We start from the raw sequence: 17,463 nt of genomic DNA, 5'->3' as shown, positions 1-17,463 counted from the left end.
CGTCTGTTCTCAGCGAGACGGTAGTCGCTGCATCGGCCCGAGCGAAGCGCCACGCCCCGAAGGAGACAAGCTCTCTTGACGGTACGGGCACAGCTCGTTGCGTGGGACACGGCCGGGCGCTGCCGTCCCGGCCTTGTCCCCCCGCCGCCGGGCGGCGCGGTCAGCCGCGCTGCTCCCCGGACGGCTGCCACTTCTGCATCCACGGCGAGTCCGGCCAGTTCTCTGCCGCGGCCATGATCGGGTACGCCGTACCGCCGTCGACCGCCTCGCGGATGATGTCGGCGTGGCCCGCGTGCCGGGCGGTCTCCTGGATGAGGTGGAGCAGGACCCAGCGCACCGACCAGTTGTCGATGTCCTTGGGGTTCCACGGCACCGAGTGGTCGACCGGCACGTCCTGACCCAGGTCGGCGATCTCCGCGATGGTCTTCTCGGTCCGCTCGGCCACACGCTCGTAGTGCGCGAGGACGTCCTCGATGGACTCGCCGTCCGCGAGCCGGAAGTTGTCCGCGTACGCCTGGTAGTCGACCGGGCGCGGCTCGCGGCGAACGGTGTCGATCCAGCTCGCCTCGGTGGACGCGCAGTGCTTGATCAGGCCACCGATGGTCAGGGGGCTCGCCGTCGGCGCGGCGCGCAGCTGCTCGGGGGTGAGGCCGTACGCGGTGAGCCTGAGCACGTACCGCATCTGCGCGAGGTAGGCGAGGAGGCCCTCGCGCTCGTTGCTGAAGGCACCGACCTGACCGGGCATGACGTTCTCCTGTCCTCGTGTTTCTCGGCTACCCCTGAAGCCTAGGAGCCATTCAGGTCACTTTCTGGCCGCATTCCGGACAGTTTCGGGCCGACGCCGGTCACCCAGCCGCCCGCACGCCCGAGGGCCAGCAGCGCATCCCGATCAAGGTCCAATTCCACGGGTACGCACGCAGCAGCCGGCCAGTTCCGGCGCAGCTCCCCCGCCCGGCGCAGCAGCGGCGTCAGAGCCGCGACCGGTTCCGGCTCGGCCAGGCGCCCCGCGTACGCCTCCAGGTCCGCCAGCACGTCCGGCAGGATCCGGCGTACGGCCGGCGCGTTACCGCCGCACATGGCCGCGATCAGTTCCGCGCGGGTGGCGGCTACACGCGTACCGTCGCGGAACGAACCTGCCGCGAGCGACCCGGCGAGCGGATGCCCGTCGATCAGGTTTGTCAGGGCCGCGGCGAGCAGGTGCGGGATGTGGCTGATCCGGGCCACCGCCTCGTCGTGCTCGCCGGCGGTCGCCGGAACCACCCGGGCGCCGAGCGCGATGCACAGCTCCGCGAGGCGCAGCCAGTCCTCGAGCGCGGTCTGCGGCTCGAGGCAGAGCACCCAGGCGCAGCCGTCGAACAGGTGCGGGTCCGAGGCGAGGAAGCTCGACTCCGCCGTGCCGGCCATGGGGTGCCCGCCTACGTACCGTAGGTGGCCGACGAGGTCTCGCACCGGGACCTTGACCGAGGTGACGTCCGTGATGAGCCCGGGGAAACCGTCGAGCTCGCGGAGGACCGACGGCAGGGCGGGCAACGGCACGGCGAGCACCACCACGTCCACGCCCTCGACGGCTTCGGCGATGCTGTCGGCCACCTGTCCCACGGCCGCGGCGGCCTGACGGGTCTCCGGGGAGAGGTCGTACCCCGTGACCTCGTGCCCGTGGCCGGCGAGGGCCCGGAACAGGGAGCCGCCGATGAGACCTAGACCGATGACCGCGACGTTCACGCCGGTGACTGTCCCACACCGGCTCGCATCATCCGTACGGCCATGTAGCTTTTAGTCCGTTTCGTCACTAGATAACCCACATCAATACGGTTACGTTTCGGGATGTGACGTACAGGGGCAAACTTCGCAAGCAATGCATGGTGGTCCTGGCAACCTTCGGCGCGGTCCTCGCCACGGCGGCGACGCCCGCGCAGGCGGCGGTGTCGGAGACGTCGGACGCCGTGCCGGGCTTCAACGGGACAGTGCTGGCCGTGGCCTACTCGGGCAGCACGATCTATGTCGGGGGCGACTTCACCTCGGCGATCGTCAAGGGCAAGAGCTACGCCCGGAGCCGGCTCGCCGCCGTCAACGCGTACACGGGAGAACTGCTGCCGTGGGCGCCCACCGCCGACGGGCGGGTGAAGGCGATCGCCGTGAGCGGATCGTCGGTCTACGTCGGCGGTGACTTCGGCTACGTGAGCGGGCAGAAGCGGGACAGCCTCGCCCGGCTCGACGCCACCAGCGGCGCCGTGTCCAGCACCTTCAAGCACGCGATCGAGGGCAAGCCGTACGCCCTGGCCGCCGCGAACGGCCGCCTGTACGTAGGCGGCACCCTGACCAAGGTGAACGGCCAGGTCCGCACCCGGCTCGCCGCCTTCGACCTGTCCACCGGCGTCCTCGACGCCGCTTGGAAGCCCACGGCCGACGACCAGGTCGAGGCCCTCGCCACCGCGAGCGGCCGGGTCTACGTCGGCGGCAAGTTCCACAAGGTCAACAGCACCAGCGGCTACGACCGCCTGGTCGCCCTCGACCCCGCGTCCGCCGCGATCGTCACCGGCTTCAAGCCCAAGCCCGCCGTCATCGTGTTCGCCATCGCGGTGACCTCGGACAGCGTGTACACCGCACACGGCGGCCAGGGTGGGACGGCCGCCGCGTACACGCTGACGGGCACCAAGCGCTGGAGCGCGACCTTCGACGGCGACGCCCAGGCGATCACCACCCTCGGCGACACGGTGTACGTCGGCGGCCACTTCGACCACGCGTGCCGCACCGCCCGTACCGGAGATCAGGGGGTCTGCCTCGACGGCTCGGACGACCGGATCAAGCTGGCCGCCCTGGCGCTCGACGACGGTCACCTGCGCGACTGGACGGCGAACATGAACGGCATCGAGGGCGTCCTGACGATGGCGGCCAGCACGACGGTCGGCGCGTTCGCGGCAGGCGGCGCGTTCACCACGGTGGACGGGGTGTCCCAGAAGAGGTTCGCGCAGTTCAGTTGAGCTCCGACCATGCAGCAGGGCCGCATCCGTGGGTGACGGATGCGGCCCTGTGTACGTTCGCGCTCAGGCCTTGCAGTTGTGGGCGGCCTTCCAGGCCTTCACCGTCGCGACCGGGCTCTTGCTGCCGCCCTTGCGCCACGACGTCAGGTAGGTCGCGGGCCAGATCACGCCCCGGCGCACCTTCCAGTCGCCCACCTTCGCGCACGGCGGCGAGATGCCGTAGTGCAGGTGACACACCCCGCTGGCGTTGCCGGTGTGCCCGACCTTGCCGAGCTGCTGGCCGGCCTTGACCCGTACGCCGGCCTTGATGCCGCTCAGCACCTTGCTGAGGTGCGAGCCGTAGTAGCGCACCCCGTCGTCGCCGAGGATCGACACCGACAGGCCACCGTTCAAGGGCCCGTCGGGGCGGCCCTCGACGTACGCGTCCTTGAGGCTGATCTCGAGCACGACCCCGCTGGTCGTCGCAACCACCGGCTCACCGCAGTCGGCGAAGATGTCCGTCGCCGGGTACTTGCTGTGGGTCGGGTGGAAGGCCACGTTCGAAGCCTTCACGGGGAACACGTACGTGACGTTCCGAGCCGCGACGGGCGGCTTCTTGCTCGGCGTCGTCTTCGGCGCAGGCGGCGAGCTGACCTTGCCGGCAGCCGCGGGCGGCGCGGCCGAGACGGGCCCGGGCGCCGTCGCCGACGGCTCGACGAACTGCGGCGTCACACCCGCCGAGGACCCGCCGTCGGACGTCCCACAGGCAGCCAGCGAGAGCGCGGTGAGGGTCAGAACCGAGAGAGTGCGTACGGAAACCACCGCGCCATCCTGGCAGAAGTGGCCAAGAGATGCCGACCCCAGGCGGTCGAAGAGCCTCGATCCGCCGGAGCATTTCGGGCTTCTCGCCCAGCCGTTACCTTTCCTCCGCGGCCGCCCTGCCCCGCCGAGCCACCCGGCCTGACGGGCAGGGGTCCTACCTCGCCGAGCCACCCAGCCTCGACAGGGCGGTCGCCCTCCCTCGCCGAGCCACCCAGCCTCGACAGGGCGGTCGTCCTCCCTCGCCGAGCCACCCAGCCTCGACAGGGCGGTCGTCCTCCCTCGCCGAGCCACCCAGCCTGGATAGGGTTGGCAGGAAGACACCGACGCCGGGAGGAATGGCATGCCGGAGCAGCACGGAGGGTGGGCGGAGTCGAGCCCGCCGCCCGGCTGGTTGCCGCCGACCGGGGCCCCGGCGCTGCCGAGCCTGCCGCCCCGTCCCGTCTACCGCGAGCCGCACCCCATCCGCACGGCGCCCCTGCTCACCGGCCTCGGCGCGGCAGCACTCTGGTGCACCCTGTTCGGAAGCATCGGCCGCGATCTACTGAGCTACGCCTGGTGGTCGGTCGCCGCAGCGATCTCGGCCTGGCTCGTCGCCGCCTTCCTGGCCCTCTTCGGCGACCGCGGCACAGCGGTCGGCGTGGCCCTCGCGAGCGGCCTCGCTCTATCGATAGCCGCCAGTCTCGTGGGTGCGAGATGGATCACCACTGATGACTGGCCGCTGTGGTGAATGTCCAGCTCTGCGCCCCTCTGTCATCGACGAACGGTACTGCCATGGTGGCGCAGCGCACTTGACCTTGACTAACGGCGAGCGGCTCGGCAGTCTCGGCCCCATGGCCCACGTACCGCAGCGACTCGACCCGGATCGTCGCCGTCGCAGGCTCGAGCTCCTCGCCGCTCTGGCCGACGCGAAATCGGCCCGCGAACACACCCAGCCCCACCGCCTCAGGGGCGCCCGCATCCGCGAGCTGATCGCCAACCGCCGCCGTCTGGCCAACTGATCCACCACCCCGGCTGAGGGCCGCCCACATCCCCGAGCTCATCGCCAACCGCCGCCGTCTGGCCAACTGATCCACCACCCCGGCTGAGCGCCGCCCGCATCCCCGAGCTCATCGCCAACCGCCGCCGACTGGCCACCTGTCGGCGGAAGCCGTACCCCGCCCGAGGGGCGACCGCAATCCGCGAGCTGATCCGCCGCGTCTCCCGCGGACGGCTCGCGCAGGTCGCAGCCTCTCGCCCGGCCATGCGCCGCCGCGGCGAATCAGGTCGATGCGTCCAGTCCCGGCGACGCCGAGCACCCATGGTGGGCCGCACTGAGAGTCAGAGCTTTTCGCCCCGATCCAGGCGTACGACCCGCCGGTCCGTGACGATCGCCGTGACCAGGTCGTGCGGCGTCACGTCGAAGGCCGGGTTGACCGCCGCCGAGTAAGCCGTCACCTCGGCAGCGCCCCGGTCCTCGATCTCCACTGCCGCCCCCTCAGGTGTGTCCATGTCCACCGTCGACTCCGGCGCTACGACGACGAACGGCACGCCGGCCCGCCGAGCCCCCAGGGCGTGGGCGTACGTGCCCACCTTGTTGATGACGTCCCCGTTGGCGCAGATCCGGTCGGCGCCGAGGATGACGGCGTCGGCTTCGCCCCGGGCGAGGAGGAACGGGCCGGCCGAGTCGACCGAGACCCGGAACTCGATGCCGGCCTGCTCCAGCTCCCACGCGGTCAATCGGGCTCCCTGCAGCAGCGGCCGGGTCTCGCTCGCGATGACCCCGGCCAGAACTCCGCGCCGCTGCAGCTCGAACACGACACCCAGAGCCGTGCCGCCGACCACCGCGGCGAGCCCACCGGTGTTGCAGTGGGTCAACACCCGCGGCCGCCCACCGCACAGCTCGATCAGGAGGTCCGCCCCGAGCACGGCCATCGCCTCCGACGCCGCGATCTCCTCGTCGCGCACGGCGCACGCCTCGGCGAGAACGGCCTCGAACCCGTCGCTGAGCCGGGCGGCGGCCCGCCGGGCACCCCGGGCAAGGTTCACCGCGGTGGGCCGGGCCACTTCCACATCGCGTACGGCGCGAGCCAGCCCTTCGGCATCCCCGGCAAACTCCCGGGCAGCCAGCGCCACCCCGAAGGCACCGGCCACCCCGAGCGCGGGAGCACCCCGGACGGCCAACGTCTGAATGGCCCTCACCAGCTCGGCAACGGTCGTGGCCCGCAGCATCCTGAGCTCCCCGGGCAGCACGGTCTGATCGATGAGCTCCACAGCGCCGTCCACCCAGTCAATGGTCCGCATGAGCCGCAGCCTATCGACGGGCAGCCGAACCTTCTTCGGGCGCGAAGGCGCGAACCCCGCCAGGAGCCGCGACCCGGTCAGAGGCGACCGAGCGCCTTCCGCAACGGATCCAGCCCCAGCGCGCCGAGGTTCAGCGCGTCCCGGTGGAAGTCCTTCAAGTTGAAGTCGGCGCCCTTGCGGGATTTGGCGTCATCGCGGGCCTGGAGCCAGATGCGTTCGCCGACCTTGTACGACGGGGCCTGCCCCGGCCAGCCCAGGTAGCGCTTCCACTCGAATCGGAGCACGTCCTCCTGCATGCGGCAGTGGTCGCGGAGGAATTCCCAGCCCAGCTCCGGCGTCCAGCGCTCGCCCGGGTGGAAGGCGAACGGGTTGTCGCGCGGGATCTCGAGTTCGAGGTGCATGCCGATGTCCACGATGACCCGTGTGGCTCGCAGGGCCTGGCCGTCGAGCATGCCGAGGCGGTCACCCGGGTCGGCGAGGTAGCCGAGGTCGTCCATCAGGCGTTCCGCGTAGAGGGCCCAGCCCTCGCCGTGACCGGAGCACCAACAGAGGAGACGCTGCCAGCGGTTGAGGAGGTCGGCGCGGTAGATGGTCTGGCCGATCTGGAGGTGATGGCCGGGCACGCCCTCGTGGTAGACCGTCGAGGTCTCGCGCCAGGTGGAGAACTCCGTCTGGTTCTCCGGCACCGCCCACCACATGCGGCCGGGGCGGCTGAAGTCTTCGCTCGGTGCCGTGTAGTAGATGCCGCCGTCGCTGGTGGGGGCGAGGCATGCCTCCACGGTGAGGACCGGGGCGGGGATGTCGAAGTGGGTGCCGTTCAGCTCGGAGATCGCCTTGTCCGCGGTCGCCTGCATCCAGTCGCGGAACGCCTCCTTGCCGGGGATGCGGCGGGCCGGGTCGGCGTCGAGCACTTCGACGGCCTGGTCAACGGTGGCGCCGGGGCCCGCGATCTCGGCGGCGACCGCGCGCATCTCGCGCTCCAGCCGGGCGAGTTCTTCGAAGCCCCACGCGTACGTCTCCTCGAGGTCGATCTTCGCGCCGAGGAAATACTGCGAGGCGCGGGCGTACCGTTCCCGCCCCGCCGCCTCCTTGTCGCGGCCGAGCGGGGCGAGCTCCGTACGCAAGAATTGTCCGAAGCCGGCGGTGGCCGCCGTAGCCGCGGCAGCGTTGCGTTGCAGCTCCGCGAGGAGCGTTCCCTGCGCGCCGAGACCATCGGCGAGGCCGTGGAAGAAGTTGTCGCGGGTCGGGTCGGTCCAGGCGTCGCACTGCTCGGCGACCTCGATCATCTGGATCCGGGCGCTCGCATTGCCCTTGGCCGCCTCGGTGAGCAGGCTGCGTTTGTACTGCTCGAGGGCCTGTGGGAAGCCGCCGAGCCGGGCCGAGATGGCGGCCATCGCCTCTTCACCCTGGATCGGCATGAGATCGAAGACCATGCGCAGGCCGTGCAGGGCGCTGGAGATCACGTTGATCTCGCTCGCTATGTCACCGGACTCGTGGCGGACCAGGTCGAGGCCGAGCCGCTCCTGCATGGCCTCCTTGGCGACGTTCTCCGCCTCGGTCTCGGGCTCCAGCGGATCCAGCTCGAGCAGGGTGCGGCGGACCAAGTCGGCCTTCTCCTCGAAGCCCTCGGGCGACAGGTCGTCGAGCTTGTCGTCGTAGCCGGGCACGCCGATGAAGGTCGCGCCGGTCGGGTTGAGCGGCGCCCACTCGGTCACGTAACGGTTTGCGAGGTCGTCAATCTGTCCCACGGGGCCGACCCTACGGGAGACCACCGACAAAACGCTGGACTTATTCGGCCGGGGCATGACCCGCCGTCCACGCGAGGAGGCGATCGGTGGTCCAGGTGTTCACCACCCGATCCACGGGTACGCCGCAAAGCGCCGCACGCTCGCATCCGAACCGCTGCCAGTCCAGCTGCCCTGGAGCGTGCGCGTCGGTATCGATGCTGAACAGGCAGCCCGCCTCCACCGCGACCGTGAGCATGCGTTTGGGCGGGTCGAGCCGATCCGGCCGCGAATTGATCTCGACCGCCTTGTCGTGCTCGACGCAGGCGGCCAGGACCTTCTCCACGTCGAAGGTGCTCGGCGGCCTGGTACGCGCCCGACGGTGCGCCCGGTCCCCCTCGCCGGCGGCGGACACCTTGCGACCGGTCAGATGGCCGAGGATGTCGAGGTGCGGGTTGGCGATCGCCGTCACCATTCGGCGGGTCATCTTCGGCGACTCGTCGCGCAGCCCGCTGTGCACCGACCCGACCACCACGTCCAGGCGCGCCAGCAGTTCGTCCTCCTGGTCCAGCGAGCCGTCGGCGAGGATGTCGACCTCGATGCCGGTGAGGATGCGGAAGCCCTCGGGCAGCGCGTCGTTCAGCTTGTCGACATAGTCGAGCTGCTTGCGCAGGCGAGCGGCGGTGAGGCCGCGGGCCACGGTGAGGCGGGGCGAGTGGTCGGTCAGCACCAGGTATTCATGCCCGAGCTCGACCGCGGCCAAGGCCATCTCCTCGATCGGCGAGCCACCGTCGGACCAGTCCGAGTGCGCGTGGCAGTCGCCGCGTAACGCCTCGCGCAGTGCGGCCGCCGCCCCGACGAGATCGGTGCCCTCGGTGCTTTCCAACCGGCGCAGGTATACCGGCTCCTCGCCGTTGAGGGACTCGGTGATGCAGCGGGCGGTCACGTCCCCGACGCCGGAGAGCTTGGCGAGCGTGCCCTCCGCCGTACGCTGAACAAGCTCTCCGGGTGGCAGCGCCGCAACCGTCGCAGCGGCCGATCGGAACGCCTTCACCCGGTATGTCGCCTCGTTGGCGCGCTCCAACAAGAATGCGATGCGTCGCAGGTCAGCGGCCGGATCCCGAGATGCCATGCCGCCCAGCGTAGGCGGTGATCGGCTCTTTTCCCCGGTTGTCCACAGCTCCCCCGGTTGTCCACAGGCCCCCGCCGAACGGGGTTGCCCAGCGAAGATCGGTATCGGTATCTTCCTCGCGCCGCGGGCCGGGACCCCCGGTGTCACGGGGAAGGAACGACCGATGTTTCGTGCTGCCGCATCCGTGGTGATGCTGCTCGGCTTCTATCTCGTCGCGCTGATCCAGCTCACCGCCGTGCTCGCCTTCGTCGTCTGGGCGGCGATGTCGCACCACGCCGCGGCCGGCCTCAAGCTGGGCCTGCCGCTGCTCATCGCAGTCGGCGCGACGGCCGTCGGCCTGTGGCGCGCCATCCGCACGCAGCCGGAGCCGATGCACGGGCTGGTCATCACCCCGCAGGCCGCCCCCGAGCTCTGGCAGACGGTGCACGCCCTGGCGGCCGAGGTCGGCACCCGCTCGCCCGACGAGATCCGGCTGGTGCCCGAGGTCAACGCGGCCGTCGGCGAGGACACCAGGCTGCTGGGCCTGGTCGGCGGGCGGCGCCGGCTCTACCTGGGCATGCCACTGATGCAGGCGCTCTCCGTCGACCAGCTGCGCTCGGTCGTCGCGCACGAGCTCGGTCACTACTCGGGCCGGCACACGCGGCTGGGCGCGGTCGCGTACCGGGGCCGGCTCGCGATCGGCGGCACCATCAGCCGGATCGGGCGCTGGAACCCGGTCGGCATGGTGTTCCGCGGCTACTCCCGGCTATACCTCCTCGTCGACAACGCCGCCTCGCGGCGGCAGGAGCTCGACGCCGACCGGGCCTCGGTGCGGATCGTGGGCCCCGACGTGGCGATGTCAGCGCTGCGCGAGGTTCCGGTCATCGACGCGGCGTGGGACTTCTACTTCGGACGGTACGTCGCCCCGGGCTGGGAGGCCGGGTACGCGCCGGACGACGTCTTCGGCGGGTTCGGCCAGCTCTTCCTCGCCCGCGGGGACGAGCTCGCCAAGCTGCGCGAGAAGGAGCCGAAAAAGCACAAGTCGCGCTGGGACACGCACCCGTCGACGGCGGAACGGATCGAGGTGATGCGTACGGCAGCCCAGCAGCCGCACCCGGTGGACGGCCGTCCCGCCGCGGCGCTGCTGCCGTCGATCCACGAGGCCGGCATCGCCCTGCAGCGCGAGGTCGTCGAGGTGGCCGACCGGCGCGTACTGCCCTGGCCGCAGTTCACCGCCGCGGCCTCCACCGCCCGCCTGCAGCGCACCGCGGACCGGCTGTTCCGGTCGCTGGGCCGCCTCACCGGCACCCCCGACCCGGGCCTTGGCACGCTGTTCGCCCTGGTCGCCGCCGGGCGCCTGGGTGAGCTGGCGGAGGAATTCTTTCCCGACGTCTCCCGCGAGGAAGCCGCGCTCAAGTTCGCCGGCCTGATGGACGTGCTGTTCATGCTGGCGGCCATCCGCTCGGGCACGGCCTACTGGCAGCACTCGTGGACGGGCCCGGCCCGGCTCATCGACGCCGACGGCACGGAGCTCGACTTCGAGGAGATCGCCAAGCTGGCGGTCGCCCCGGCCACCCTGGAGGAGGCCCGGGCCCGGCTCGCCGACCGCGGGGTACGCATCGAGGCCGCCGGCATCATCGAGCGCAAGGCCACCGCGAACGGCTCGGACATCATCGCGGCGATCGCCAACCTCAAGGTCGACGGCGCTCACACCGACCTGGTGCTGCTCGACCGCGGCTTCGTGTTCGTGCCCGGGCCGAAGTCGACCGACAACGGCAAGCAGCGTCTGCAGGAGCTGCTGTCGTCGGCATCGGTCGAGCAGCTGGCGACGAGCTACCGGTTCGTGCCGTTCGAGGAGGTACGCGCGACGACCATCACGAAGCGGACGCCGGTACGGGCTGAGCTGCACCTGCACGACGGCGCGGTGGTCGCCATGGAGGAGCGGTGGACCGGGGAACAGCTCGGCGACAGCCGTGCCACGCTTCTCGGAGTCCTCGACAGCCTCGGTGGCCGAGCCGAGAACTGACCAGCTCCGGCCAGGCCCGGTGCCGAGACCAGCCAGGCCGAGGGCGAAAGTTGGGAGCCGGGCCAGCCGGGTTGGGGGCGAAGCCGGGGAAAGCCGCGGGTCACGGTGGCGGCATGGCCGGGCGGGGGACAGCCCAAGGCCACAGACCGGCTAAGGCTGAGAGCCGGGCAGAGCCGGGAGACGGCGCCGAACCCGGAGAACGGGCCAAGCGAGAGGCTCAGAGGCCGGGACCACGGGCCGAAGCCGGACGGCGGCGGCAGCGAGCCGCGTGGCTCGGGTCCCGGCCGGCCGGGCCGCAGCGGGCTGGCCGGTGGTCCGAGTCGCACCGCACCGGGCCGCACGGGGTCAGGCCGCACGGGGTCAGGCCGCACGGGGCCAGGCCGCACCGCGCCGCCACGTAGTCCCTCCACGGCCGCGTCTGGCCAGGCCGCGCCGGGCCGGGCCGCGCCGGGCCGGGCCGCGCCGGAGCGGGCGCACCGGGCCAGGCAGGGCTGGGCCGCACCGGGCCGGATCAGCCTTTGCCCGGGCCGGTCGGCGGCGCGGCGGACTGCCGACCGGCCCTACCGCCGACCGACATGCGAGCTTTCGGCGCTTCGTCCGCCCGAATGCGGCAATAGGACACCCAAACGCCCGGCCCAGCCCTCCACCGGGCGGGCTTTCCCACGCTCTTGTCCACCTCGTGAGACAAGATGAGTGATCGTGCAAACACTCTACGCAATTGCCACCCGTTACGTGACGTATTCGTTACTCACCAGTAATACGGTTCGGGCGGGAGAGCGTACTCCATTGTGGAACGCTCGGGCCAGCGTGGGTCACCGCGGGACGAATCCGCCCAAGCGTGGCACCGCTTTCGGGTCGAGTCGCTGCTCGGAAGGGGTGGACCTGCACGTACGACCTGGCCGCCTCCGGGGTCCATCCCCCGATCAGACGAGCCAACTCTGACCCTAAGAAAGGGGTCGCATGATTATTTCCCGGATAGATTGACCCGGATCGGTGCGCCCGCACGGCTACGGAGGGTAGCCGCCAAAACGGTCTATCGCGGATGCATGGCGGAGGAATTGGGCAATGTCAGTCTCGGTGGATAACCGGCGAACCCGGACTCGATCCGTGCTCGCGGCTGTTTTGACGCTTTTGATACTCGTGCCGGCGGGCATCCTGTTCGCCCGGGTCTGGGATGACGTCTCGGGCCGCAAGGACAGCACCCGGCTCGAGCAGAAGGGCGTCGAGTACATCACGGCTCTCGCCCCACTGGTCAGTGCCCTGGCCGAGGCTCAGAGCTCCGCCCTGTCCGGCGTGACGAGCGTGCCCACCTCGCTGACCGCCGCTGTCACCGGCGTCGACGCCGTGGACCGGCAGCTCGGTGGCGACCTGCGGACGCGGGACCGGTGGACCGGGCTGAAGCAGAAGATCGAGCTGCTGCCCAAGGTGACCGGCGGCCCGATCGCCGTCTTCCAGGCCCACGTCGAGGTCAGCGATCTGGCGCTGGCGCTGTACGACGCGGTCCGCAACAACTCCGCGCTGATCCGTGACCCGGACAACGACCTGTCGCACCTGCAGCAGGCGGTGGCCGTCGAGCTGCCCGCCACGGTCGTGCAGGTGAGCCGGATGGGTGACCTCAGCCAGCTGGTGGCCAAGGCGAACGCCCAGCAGCAGGCGCAGCTCGGCCCGCAGTTCGGCGCCGCAGTGCTCGAGGTCAACACCTCCGTCAACAGCCTCACCGACAACCTGCAGGCCGCCGTCGACGACACGAACAGCCCCACGTTGAGCGGCAACCTGGTCAGTGGCCTCGACACGTTCCGCCGCGGGGTCGAGTCGCTGACGCGGGGGGCCAACCCCGGGGGCGCTCCGGACGCGTCGACGATGGCGACCGCGCAGAGCCAGCTGCAGGTGTCGCTGGCGAACCTGGCCGGGATCACGACGCGGGAGATGACGCGTCTGCTGGACGACCGGCTCGACACCCTCGACTACCGCACGCTGGAGGCGCTCGCCGCAGCCGGTGCGGCCGTCCTGTTCGCGCTTGCCGCGATCGCCCTGCGGCTGACGGCTCGGCGGCGGACGGCCGGGGCTCCTTCGCCGGCGCGGGTTCCCGGTGAGAACACCCGGGACTTGGCGGTCGGGGCCCCGGGTGGGGACTTCGGTGGGCAGATGCCGGTGTACGGCGACGCCACCCAGACACGGCGGGAGCGATCCGGTGCTCTTCGGTAAGTTCCGCATCCTGGGCAAGTTGACGCTGCTCGTCCTCGTACCGTTGATCGGCGTTGTGGCTCTTGCCGTGCCGATCGTCGTCAACCGCATCGATGTCGCGCGGGACGCCCAGGACACCTCGGACATCGTGCAGCTGGCCACGCAGGTCGGTTCGGCGGTGCAGGAGCTTCAGGAGGAGCGCCTGCTCTCGGTGGGTTACCTGTTCGGCCTGATCCAGGAGCCGGAGCTGGCGGTGCAGAGCGCCAAGGCGACCGACCGCATCCAGGGGCTCAAGAGCCTCGACCAGCCCCTGTCGAAGGGCCTGCGGCAGGCCGTCGACGACGTCTCCAAGCTGGCCGGCACCCGGGCCAACGTGATCAACCGGACCATTCGCCCGGACCTGATCGTCACCGATTTCACCGCCGTCATCACCCCGATCATCAACGAGCTCGCGCTGGCTCAGAAGGCCGACCTGAACACCTCCGCGGGCCGGCAGGTGTACGCGCTGGAGCAGGCGCTGCGTACCGACGACATGATCAGTCAGGCGTCCGGTTATCTGACCAGCGCCGTGGTGACCAAGAACTCGGCCATGATCGGCCTCTTCTACTCGACGCTGGTGCAGCTGCAGCTGCTGATCGTCAACGCGCAGCCGTACTTCACCGACGCGCAGTACAAGCTCTACCTGGGCGCCCAGGAGGCGTTCGCATCACGGGTGGGTGACCGGTTCCTGGTCGAGGCGGCCACCGATCCCGACTCGGCGGTCAAGCTGCTGCAGACGCGGACGCTGTTCCCGTCGCTGCGGTCCGTCATCGTGCTCGGTGGATTCGTGGAGAAGCGGGTCGCCTCGGACGTGGACACGGCCGTGACCGAGGACCGGAACTCCGCGCTGCGTACGGCCGCCCTGGTCGGTGGCGGCTCGCTCCTGCTGCTGCTGCTCGTGATCGCGCTGTCGCTGTTCATGGCCCGCGCAGTCGCCCGGCCGCTGCGGCGCCTCACCGCCTCGGCCGACCGGATCGCCCGCGCCGCCGAGGCCGAGCTGGAACGCGTGGCGGACGACGACTCCGAGGTGGCCCGCCCGATCCGGCTCGACCCGGTCGACGTGGAGGCCCGCGACGAGATCGGTGACCTGGCCCGCGCGTTCGACCGGGTGCAGACCACCGCTGCCCGGCTGGTGGAACGCCAGGTTCTCGGCCGCCGCAACGTCGCCCAGATGTTCGGGCACGTCGGGCGGCGTACCCAGAACCTGGTCGGCCGTCAGCTCGCCCTGATCGACAACCTGGAGCGCCGGGAGACCGACAGCGACCGCCTGCGCGACCTGTACCGGCTCGACCACATGTCCAGCCGTCTGCGGCGGAACGCCAGCTCGCTGGTCGTGCTCTCCGGTGGGGCCGGCGCGAACGACCACATGGCGCCGCTGGCGCTCTCCGACGTCGTACGCCTCGCCCTCGGTGAGATCGAGGACTACACCCGCGTGGACGTCGAGGTTCCGGAGGAGCTGGTCGTCGTGCCCGCCGTCGTGGCGGACCTGACGCTGCTGCTCGCGGAGCTCATGGAGAACTCGACCTCCTTCTCCCCGCCGCACACCCGGGTCACCGTCTCGGCGGCGGAGCTTCGCGGCGGCGCCCGCCTCGCGATCGAGGACCACGGTCTGGGCCTGTCGCCGGAGCGGCTGGCCGAGGAGAACGCCCGGTTGACCCGCCGCGAGCGCCTCGACCTGGCGCCCACCGAGGTGCTCGGCCTCTTCGTGGTCGGCCGCCTCGCCCGGCGGCACGGGATCGAGGTCACGCTCACCGACACGCCCGAGGGTGGCGTGACGGCCTGGGTCGACCTCGCCCCGGCACACCTGCTGCCACGGCCGGAGCCGCTGCCCGCGGAGCTGGCGCCGATCCAGGCGACCGTGCCGAGCAGCCACACCGAGTTCGCCCCGCTGATCGCCGGCGGGTCGGCGCGGCACGTGCCGGGCAGCACCCAGCCCTTCGACGCCAACGTGCTCACCCGGGCCACCCGGACGCTCGAGGTGGCGAGGTCGTGGGACGCGTTCGCGGTGGGCCCGACCGCCCCGCAGCTGGAGGCGGTCCCGAGCAATGTGATCGAACACGCCGAGATCTACGAGACCACCCCGGTGGCGGGACGCTTCCCGGCGGCGGTGCACGAGCTCCCGTCGGCCCCGGCCGCCATGCCCTATCAGAAGCCCCGGCCGCACGAGACCGCGTACCACATGCCTGAGCCGCAGCAGGCCGCTTACCAGCAGCCCGTGCCGTCGCAGCAGCCCGTGCCGTCCCAGCAGCCGGTGCCGCCGCAGCAGCCCGTACCCCCGGCGGTCGTGCCGCAGCCGCGCACGAGCCCGGAGGCGCGCAACGGCTCGGCGGCCCCGCTGCGCCGGCGGGTTCCCGGCAGCCAGCTGCCGGCCGAGACCGGACCTAAGCTGCCGACCGCGCCGCCCACGCCGGACGACGCGATCGCGGCCCGGGAGGCCTTCGACGCCTTCGAGGCCGGCGTGTCCCGCGCCCAGTGGGACGTCATCGAGCAGGACATGGCCGCTCCGCCGGCCGTGGGCCACACGCCGCTGACCCGGCGGGTGCCGGGCGCGACCCTGCCGGCGCCCGAGCCCAGAAATCCGACCCCGCCGGCCGCGCCGGCCCAGCCCCTCGACCCGGAGGCCGCCCGAGCCCTCATGGAGCAGTTCGAGTACGGCGTAGCCCGGGCACTGCACGAAACCCAGCCACAACCCGAAGGACAACCGCGATGACTTCCCCCTACTCCACTGACACCGGCAACGGACGCGACTACGCGCAGTCGCAGCTCAGTGCGGAGGCGAAGACCTTCAACTGGCTGCTCGACTCGTTCACGTCCGGCACCGCCGGCGTCGTCGAGGCCATCGCCGTCTCCTCGGACGGTCTGCTGATGGCGATGTCGGCGATCAAGGACCGGCCCAACGCCGAGCGCCTCGCGGCGGTCGTCTCGGGGCTCACCAGCCTCGCCGGCGGCGCCGCCAGCTGGTACGCGCTGGGCAGCCTCAACCGCGTCATCATCGACATGGCCGACGGCTACCTGCTGGTGACCGCGATCAGCGCCGGTTCGGTGCTGGGCGTGATCGCGGACCGGACTGCCAACCTGGGCACCCTCGCGTACGAGATGACGCTCTTCGCCACCCGCGCCGGTGGTGCCCTGAGCCCGCGCCTCATCGCTGAATTGAAGAACGCCGTCCAGCAATGAACGCGGCGGCCGACTCCGACGACCCGGACTTCCCGGCGACGCCCGGTGTCCGGCCGTTCCTGCGCGACACGGGTCCCGGCGCACGGTACGAACCGTCGCCGGCACCGGTTCCCGGGCCGATGCCCGGGGACCAGCCCGGCGAGCACGCGTCGTCGTTGCGGCCGTTCGTCATCACGTCCGGCCGCGTCGCCGGCCAGGACGCCGGTATCGGGCTGGAGACGCAGGTCAGTGCCCTCCCCGGGGCCCTGACCGCGCGGCTCTCACCCGAGCAGCGGGCCATCGTCCAGCTCTGCGGCGAGCCGCTGTCGGTGGCCGAGATCTCGGCGCGGCTCCGGATGCACTTCGGCGTCACCCGGATCCTCGTCGGCGACCTGCGGGCCGCCGGGCACCTTGACGTTCATGTGTTGGAGAGCGACTTCCCCGACCCCGAGACCATCATGCGAGTAATCCGTGGGCTTCGATCCATCTCCTGAGCGCCGCGTCGTCGGCACGGCGCGCGTACCCGGCGCGCCGCAGAGGACCTCACCGCCGGTGCCGGTCAAGATCATCGTGGCCGGTGGCTTCGGCGTCGGCAAGACCACCACCGTGGGCGCCATCTCGGAGATCTCGCCGCTGACCACCGAGGCCGAGATGACGACCGAGTCGGTCGGCGTCGACAACCCGAACCAGGCGACCGCCAAGACCACCACGACCATCGCGATGGACTTCGGCTGCGTCACCATCGACCAGACGCTGAAGCTCTACCTCTTCGGCACGCCGGGTCAGACGCGCTTCTCGTTCATGTGGGACGACCTGGTCCGCGGCGCCCTGGGGGCGCTCGTCGTGGTCGACACGACCCGGATCGACGACTGCTACCCCGCCGTGGACTACTTCGAGCGCGCCGGGCTTCCGTTCGTGGTCGGCGTCAACACCTTCAACGGACAACTCGGCTACAACCTGGACGAGGTACGGTGGGCGCTCGCTGTGCGTGACGACGTACCGGTGCTCCAGTTCGACGCCCGATTCCGCGGATCGGTGAGAGATGCCCTGCTCGTGGTGCTTGACCAGGCCCTCGACAAGGCCATGCGGATGCGTTCGTCGTAAGGTGTGCGCCGATTCGCTCCGTACGCGGTTTCCAAACGGCCGCTCGAGCGGGCACAG

General features: G+C 71.1%; 14 protein-coding genes and 1 pseudogene. 9 read left to right on the top strand and 6 right to left on the bottom strand.

All coding sequences use genetic code 11. The features are described from left to right. Positions 1–160 precede the first annotated feature (160 nt). Positions 161–745, bottom strand: a complete 585-nt coding sequence (locus tag ACIBO8_RS02135; RefSeq protein WP_396113241.1) for a DinB family protein — start codon at positions 743–745, stop codon at positions 161–163. Positions 746–786: 41 nt separating this feature from the next. After that, a pseudogene (locus tag ACIBO8_RS02130) lies at positions 787–1,734 on the bottom strand (prephenate dehydrogenase); the annotation flags it as partial. 92 nt (positions 1,735–1,826) lie between these two features. On the opposite strand from ACIBO8_RS02130, the gene ACIBO8_RS02125 reads away from it, so the two are divergent. Beyond that, positions 1,827–2,981 carry a hypothetical protein gene (locus ACIBO8_RS02125; protein ID WP_396113240.1) on the top strand — a complete coding sequence of 385 codons (1,155 nt, stop codon included), beginning with the start codon at positions 1,827–1,829 and terminating at the stop codon, positions 2,979–2,981. Positions 2,982–3,044: 63 nt separating this feature from the next. On the opposite strand, the gene ACIBO8_RS02120 is transcribed toward ACIBO8_RS02125, so the two are convergent. After that, positions 3,045–3,782 carry a M23 family metallopeptidase gene (locus ACIBO8_RS02120; protein ID WP_396113239.1) on the bottom strand — a complete coding sequence of 246 codons (738 nt, stop codon included), beginning with the start codon at positions 3,780–3,782 and terminating at the stop codon, positions 3,045–3,047. 340 nt (positions 3,783–4,122) lie between these two features. Here ACIBO8_RS02120 and ACIBO8_RS02115 point away from each other — a divergent pair, with 340 nt between their 5' ends. Beyond that, a complete protein-coding gene (locus tag ACIBO8_RS02115; protein WP_396113238.1) occupies positions 4,123–4,509 on the top strand; it encodes a hypothetical protein in 387 nt (128 codons plus the stop codon). Between the two features lie 103 nt (positions 4,510–4,612). Beyond that, entirely contained in the window at positions 4,613–4,780 is a 168-nt protein-coding gene (locus tag ACIBO8_RS02110; RefSeq protein ID WP_396113237.1) for a hypothetical protein, read from the top strand. Between the two features lie 319 nt (positions 4,781–5,099). Here the strand turns inward: ACIBO8_RS02110 and mtnA are convergent, their stop codons facing one another. The 3 genes from mtnA to ACIBO8_RS02095 form a co-directional block, all read right to left on the bottom strand. Then, positions 5,100–6,062 (bottom strand): S-methyl-5-thioribose-1-phosphate isomerase, encoded by a 963-nt coding sequence (gene mtnA / locus ACIBO8_RS02105; RefSeq protein WP_396113236.1) that lies wholly within the window; start codon positions 6,060–6,062, stop codon positions 5,100–5,102. A gap of 77 nt (positions 6,063–6,139) precedes the next feature. After that, positions 6,140–7,810, bottom strand: a complete 1,671-nt coding sequence (locus ACIBO8_RS02100) for a DUF885 domain-containing protein (protein WP_396113235.1) — start codon at positions 7,808–7,810, stop codon at positions 6,140–6,142. Positions 7,811–7,850: 40 nt separating this feature from the next. Further along, entirely contained in the window at positions 7,851–8,918 is a 1,068-nt protein-coding gene (locus ACIBO8_RS02095; protein ID WP_396113234.1) for a PHP domain-containing protein, read from the bottom strand. A 163-nt stretch (positions 8,919–9,081) separates the two neighbouring features. On the opposite strand from ACIBO8_RS02095, the gene ACIBO8_RS02090 reads away from it, so the two are divergent. The 6 genes from ACIBO8_RS02090 (at position 9,082) to ACIBO8_RS02065 (ending at position 17,406) form a co-directional block, all read left to right on the top strand. Continuing rightward, entirely contained in the window at positions 9,082–10,923 is a 1,842-nt protein-coding gene (locus ACIBO8_RS02090; RefSeq protein WP_396113233.1) for a M48 family metallopeptidase, read from the top strand. Positions 10,924–12,063: 1,140 nt separating this feature from the next. Further along, a complete protein-coding gene (locus ACIBO8_RS02085) occupies positions 12,064–13,128 on the top strand; it encodes a hypothetical protein (protein WP_396113232.1) in 1,065 nt (354 codons plus the stop codon). After that, positions 13,115–15,856 (top strand): nitrate- and nitrite sensing domain-containing protein, encoded by a 2,742-nt coding sequence (locus tag ACIBO8_RS02080; RefSeq protein WP_396113231.1) that lies wholly within the window; start codon positions 13,115–13,117, stop codon positions 15,854–15,856. The genes ACIBO8_RS02085 and ACIBO8_RS02080 overlap by 14 nt, the downstream gene beginning before the upstream one ends. After that, complete coding sequence (locus tag ACIBO8_RS02075) at positions 15,853–16,323, top strand: roadblock/LC7 domain-containing protein (RefSeq protein ID WP_364684543.1); 471 nt, start codon at positions 15,853–15,855, stop codon at positions 16,321–16,323. The genes ACIBO8_RS02080 and ACIBO8_RS02075 overlap by 4 nt, the downstream gene beginning before the upstream one ends. After that, positions 16,320–16,796 (top strand): DUF742 domain-containing protein, encoded by a 477-nt coding sequence (locus ACIBO8_RS02070; protein ID WP_396113230.1) that lies wholly within the window; start codon positions 16,320–16,322, stop codon positions 16,794–16,796. Before ACIBO8_RS02075 ends, ACIBO8_RS02070 begins: the two co-directional genes overlap by 4 nt. Further along, entirely contained in the window at positions 16,774–17,406 is a 633-nt protein-coding gene (locus ACIBO8_RS02065; protein ID WP_396113229.1) for a GTP-binding protein, read from the top strand. Before ACIBO8_RS02070 ends, ACIBO8_RS02065 begins: the two co-directional genes overlap by 23 nt. Positions 17,407–17,463 lie beyond the last annotated feature (57 nt).

Origin of the sequence: Actinoplanes sp. NPDC049681, assembly GCF_044465265.1 — a bacterium.
In the GTDB taxonomy this organism is placed as follows: Bacteria; Actinomycetota; Actinomycetes; order Mycobacteriales; family Micromonosporaceae; genus Actinoplanes.
The sequence above is the reverse complement of the archived record's forward strand: the minus strand, read 5'-3'. Positions and strand labels throughout refer to the sequence as shown.

Bases quoted from the DNA above. Each gene is read 5' to 3' on its own strand.
- ACIBO8_RS02135 (WP_396113241.1), bottom strand. From the start codon at position 745: ATGCCCGGTCAGGTCGGTGCCTTCAGCAACGAGCGCGAGGGCCTCCTC.
- ACIBO8_RS02115 (WP_396113238.1), top strand. From the start codon at position 4,123: ATGCCGGAGCAGCACGGAGGGTGGGCGGAGTCGAGCCCGCCGCCCGGC.
- ACIBO8_RS02110 (WP_396113237.1), top strand. From the start codon at position 4,613: ATGGCCCACGTACCGCAGCGACTCGACCCGGATCGTCGCCGTCGCAGG.
- mtnA (WP_396113236.1), bottom strand. From the start codon at position 6,062: ATGCGGACCATTGACTGGGTGGACGGCGCTGTGGAGCTCATCGATCAG.
- ACIBO8_RS02095 (WP_396113234.1), bottom strand. From the start codon at position 8,918: ATGGCATCTCGGGATCCGGCCGCTGACCTGCGACGCATCGCATTCTTG.
- ACIBO8_RS02090 (WP_396113233.1), top strand. From the start codon at position 9,082: ATGTTTCGTGCTGCCGCATCCGTGGTGATGCTGCTCGGCTTCTATCTC.
- ACIBO8_RS02075 (WP_364684543.1), top strand. From the start codon at position 15,853: ATGACTTCCCCCTACTCCACTGACACCGGCAACGGACGCGACTACGCG.
- ACIBO8_RS02070 (WP_396113230.1), top strand. From the start codon at position 16,320: ATGAACGCGGCGGCCGACTCCGACGACCCGGACTTCCCGGCGACGCCC.